General features: G+C 72.9%; 3 protein-coding genes. 1 reads left to right on the forward strand and 2 read right to left on the reverse strand.

Going from position 1 to position 3,209, the window contains the following annotated elements; translation table 11 throughout:
- Window positions 1-280 precede the first annotated feature (280 nt).
- Window positions 281-1,045, reverse strand: a complete 765-nt coding sequence (whiG, locus tag M3N57_08955; protein MDP9022807.1) for an RNA polymerase sigma factor WhiG — start codon at window positions 1,043-1,045, stop codon at window positions 281-283.
- 96 nt (window positions 1,046-1,141) lie between these two features.
- Window positions 1,142-2,098 carry a tyrosine recombinase XerC gene (locus tag M3N57_08960; GenBank protein ID MDP9022808.1) on the reverse strand — a complete coding sequence of 319 codons (957 nt, stop codon included), beginning with the start codon at window positions 2,096-2,098 and terminating at the stop codon, window positions 1,142-1,144.
- A 143-nt stretch (window positions 2,099-2,241) separates the two neighbouring features.
- Here M3N57_08960 and M3N57_08965 point away from each other — a divergent pair, with 143 nt between their 5' ends.
- Window positions 2,242-3,093, forward strand: coding sequence for an alpha/beta hydrolase (locus M3N57_08965; GenBank protein MDP9022809.1), 852 nt, complete (start codon window positions 2,242-2,244; stop codon window positions 3,091-3,093).
- Window positions 3,094-3,209 lie beyond the last annotated feature (116 nt).

Here is a 3,209-nt window from a genome sequence, read left to right on the forward strand (position 1 = left end):
GGCGCGACGTAGGGCGTCGTCGCCCGCGTCCGTGGCGTCGCGGGCGGCGCGGGTTGTGCGGCGGCAGTTGCGGGGACGAGGGCCGCGACCAGCGTGATCGCCACGGCGCGGACCGCACCAGACGACGGCAGGGGGCGCTCCTTGGCCCCCCACGGCTGGCGACGATCCTAGATGGCGTTCGTGGCGGCGCGGGAGTGGTGCGGTCTCGCCTGTGGAGTTCGCGGGATCGCGCCGGTCGACGGCGGCGCCTGCCTGCCGCCGGTCACACAGCGCGCCGGCGTCACCCCGCGATGCGGTCGAGGAGCTTGGCGCGCAGCGACAGGACCGCCTTGGTGTGGATCTGGCAGATCCGCGATTCGGTGACGCCCATCACCCCGCCGATCTGTGCCAGCGTCAGTCCCTCGAAGTAGTACAGCGCGACCACCTTCTGCTCGCGTTCAGACAGGCGCCGGATCGCGTCGCCCAGCAGCCGCAACGTCTCGATCTCATCCAGGCGCTCCTCGGGGCCGACGGCGCTGAGGTCCTGGATCGTGTCGACCAGCGCGATGCGTTCGCCACCGTCGCCGACGTTGAGCGTCTCGTCGAGCGCCACGACCGCGGTGAACGAGACCCGCTCGAGCGTCGCGTGCAGTTCGGCGAGGGAGACGCCCAGCTCTTCAGCCAGCTCATCGTCCGTGGGGGTGCGCTGCAGCACTCCCTCCAGGTGCTGCATCGCGCGCTCGATGGCACGAGCCTTGGTACGCACCGACCGCGGCACCCAGTCCACCGACCGCAGCTCGTCGATGATCGCCCCCTTGATCCGGGTGATCGCGTACGTCTCGAACTTCACGCCCTTGTCGGGATCGAAGCGTTCGATGGCGTCGATCAACCCGAACATCCCGTAGGACACCAGGTCGCCGAACTCGATGTTGCGGGGCAGGCCCACACCGACCCGACCAGCGACGTACTTGACCAGCGGGGCGTACGTCAGGATCAACGACTCACGGACCTCGGCGTCCCGCGACCGTTGGTAGCGGTCCCACAGCGTCCGGGTGTCGCGATCCACCACTGCCTCCGGGTGTGTCGGGACCAGCCTGCGCGCCCCGTCCCGTCGCATGCTAATCGGGACGGCGTCCACCTCCCCGCCGGGGCTGGCGGTGGCTCAGCCGGCGTTCCGGCCATGGGGGTGCGCGGCGGTGTACACCTCACGCACGTGGCCCCGTGACAGGTGGGTGTAGCGCTGGGTGGTCCCCAGCGTCGCGTGGCCCAGCAGCTCCTGGACCGACCGCAGGTCCGCACCGCCCTCCAGCAGATGGGTGGCGTAGCTGTGGCGGAGGGTGTGGGGGGTGACCCGCCCGAGTCCGGCCGCACGTGCGGCGCGTGATACCGCCGTCCGTGCGCCGCGGGTCCCCAGCCGCGATCCGAGGGTGCCGAGGAACACCGCAGGGCTGGCTCGACCGGCAGCGGCGGCGAGCGCGGGACGACCCTGGGCCAGGTAGGCCCGCAGCGCGTCGACCGCCGGATCGCCGAGAGGGACCAGCCGCTCCTTGCGACCCTTGCCGTGCAGCCGTAGCTGTCCGCCCGGTAGGTCCACCGCGTCGAGGTCGAGGCCACAGGCCTCGGCGACGCGAGCGCCGGCCCCGTACAGCAGTTCCAACAGGGCGCGGTCGCGCAGCCCGAGCGGCGTCGCCGCATCCGGGGCGGCCAGGAGCCGTTCGACCTGGTCGGGGCGGAGCACACGCGGCAGCGAGCGGCCCTGCTTCGGCGTCGCCAGGAACCGCGCCGGGTCGCGCGCGACATCACCACGCCGGCGGCAGAACGCGAAGAAGGTCCGCACCGCGGCGGCCTTCCGCGCCACCGAGGCCCGTGCGTACCCCGATTCGCCGAGCCAGGCCAGGTACCGGCGCAGGACCAGCTGGACGACCTCGGCCGGTGCGTCGATGCCGTGCTCCGCGCAGAACCCGGCGAGCTGCTGCACGTCGGCGCGGTACGCCGCGACGGTGTGCGGGCTGCGGTCGTGGTCGATCGCGACCGCGCGCAGGAACGCGGCCAGCGCCTCGCGCCACGCGGGCGGCATGGTGGCGCTCGGGGCGTCACCCGCCGTCGCGTCGTCGACCATGTCCTCATGGTGATGGCGATGTCATCGTCAGTCAAGTGCAGTGGGTGATGATGCGTTGTGGGGGGCGGCGCTGTGTGACGGCGGGTCGTCGCGGCCGATCCACCGTACGGTGGGTGCCGTCCACGACGAGACAGGAGCCGGTCGTGGCAGCGGTCGAGCGGTTGACGTACGGCGGGCACCAGCTGGTGTACGAGACGCACGGGAGCGGCCCACGCGTGACGGTCCTGGTGCACGGCCTGCTCCTCGACGCCCACCTGAGCCGGGCGTTGGCTATGGCTCTGGCCGGTTCCGGCGCGCACCAGGTCGTCCTCCTCGAGCTGCTCGGCCACGGCCGCAGCGACAGGCCCCTCGACCCCTCCTTGCACCGCATCGACTCCTACGCCCACCAGGTGGTGGCCCTCCTCGACCACCTCCAGGTGGACGAGGCCGTGATCGGCGGGACGTCGTTGGGGGCCAACGTGGCGCTGCAGGTCGCCGCGGCCGCCCCCGAGCGGGTCCGTGGGCTGATCGTCGAGATGCCGGTGCTGGAGTGGGCGGGACCGGCAGCGGCGGCCCTGTTCGTGCCGCTGCTGCTCGGTGTGCGCTTCGGGCGGCCGGTCGCGGAGCTCGTCACCGCCGTCGTCCGGCGCGTGCCCCGCACCGGGTTCGGTCAGCTGGACACGTTCCTGAACGCCGCCTCGATGCGGCCGAACGAGATCGCCGCCGTGCTGCACGGGATCGTGATCGGGCCGCTGGCTCCCAGGATCGACGAGCGACGGACGATCCAGGCGCCGTCACTGATCGTCGGTCACCGCCGCGACGCCCTGCACCCGTTCAACGACGCCGAGCGCCTCGCCGAGCAGCTGCCCAACAACCGTCTGATCCGCGCCCGATCCGCTGTCGAGCTGCGGACCCGGCCCACCCGCCTGACCGGCGAGATCCGGGCGTTCCTCGATGACGTCTGGCGGCCGCAGGTCGCCGGGGGACGCTCGGCCGGGTCGGGTGAGCGCCGCTGACGTCACGTCCGTCTCCGCCCGCGGGCACGGTTGGCGGCGCGGACCAGGCGGACGCCGTCGGGGCTCTCAGCGACCTCGCCGGCGACCCGCGCCCGGGTGACCACCGCCAGCAGGCG

The organism is Actinomycetota bacterium (assembly GCA_030776725.1).
Classification (GTDB): domain Bacteria; phylum Actinomycetota; class Nitriliruptoria; order Nitriliruptorales; family JAHWKO01; genus JAHWKW01.

Coding starts and splice junctions, on each gene's coding strand:
- M3N57_08960 (MDP9022808.1), bottom strand. CDS start 2,098: ATGGTCGACGACGCGACGGCGGGTGACGCCCCGAGCGCCACCATGCCG.